Source organism: Streptomyces sp. NPDC056503, assembly GCF_042794995.1.
In the GTDB taxonomy this organism is placed as follows: domain Bacteria; phylum Actinomycetota; class Actinomycetes; order Streptomycetales; family Streptomycetaceae; genus Streptomyces.
On record NZ_JBHTST010000286.1, the window covers coordinates 1 to 1,172 of the forward strand.

Consider the following 1,172-nt stretch of genomic DNA (forward strand, 5'->3'; position numbering starts at 1 on the left):
CACAACCTCGCCCTCACCGGATAGATCAACGGGCTTGACCGCGATCAACCATGCCCGAGGCGACTCGGAGATCATTTACGGGACAGCCCTTAGACTCACGCCCCCTGCGCTGCCTCACGGGCCGCGCAAGCAGCTGAGCGATGAACTGCACGCGCTCCATCGGCGAGCGGGATGGCCTTCGGTGCGCGATCTGTCCCGCGGGCTCGGTGTTGGAGTGGCCAGTTCGAGCCGGATCCACGACGCTTTCACCAAGCCCCGACTGCCTGCCTGGGGTCTCGTCCAGGTGCTGGTGAGGGAGCTCGCGCACCAGGTGCCTGGAATCGACACCTCAGCCGAAGTGAAGCGGTTCCATAGCCTTTGGGTCGCTGCTGCGGGGGCAGATACGTCCTCGTCTGGAGGAGGCGACGAACAGCAGACACGTAACCCGGCAGAGGATGAGCCGGTACACCGCCCACTCGACCCACGGGGGGCGGGCCCGCAAGATGAACCAGTGGCGGAAGCCCCAGAGCGCGGCCTGGACGACACTGAACCCGTCGGTCGGCAGATCCCCGAACGCGGCCTGGGCGACGTTCTTGGACCCGTCATGGAGTGGCTCAAGGAAGAAGGGGTGCCACCGCAAGCTGAGCTGCCCACTCTCGCTGCGCTGACCAACGAGGCACAGAGCATGATCGATCAGGCAGAGGACAACCGCCGAGCCGCGCTTGCCAAACCCGTCACGGTCGGCCAAATCTTCGCCCGGCGGTGGATTAGCCGACTGACTGATCCAGATCACTTGTCGAGTCTGGTGGCGCAGCACCCGCGAGTTCCCCAGCCTCTGTACGCCGAGTTGAGGCTGCACGCCAGCAAGTTCGGTTTGTCCCCACTCACAGACGAGCGCTATCGAAATGAGGTCCTTGACGGATTCTGGGGTGAGGTGTCCAGCCACCGCCGTGATGGAAGCGCGAAGGGGGAGTTCGGCTCTCACTCTGAGCCGGAAGAAGTCCTAGGCGCACCGCAACCTCCTACGGCGTGGCAGCAAGAGCACGTGCTTCGCAAACTTTTGGAGGACTACCGTGACGGCCTTATCACCGCTGCCGACCTAAGGGCTGTCCCGTAAACGCTGGCCGGGTTGTACCCAGGTGAGCCGGGATATCCGCGAGCCTCCGACATGGCAGCTGTGACAGCCTTCTGAC

General features: G+C 64.1%; 1 protein-coding gene. It reads right to left on the bottom strand.

Going from position 1 to position 1,172, the window contains the following annotated elements:
* Positions 1 to 328 precede the first annotated feature (328 nt).
* On the bottom strand, positions 329 to 772 hold the full coding sequence (locus tag ACFQ8C_RS37105; protein WP_383466382.1) for a hypothetical protein: 444 nt from the start codon (positions 770 to 772) through the stop codon (positions 329 to 331).
* Positions 773 to 1,172: the final 400 nt, after the last annotated feature.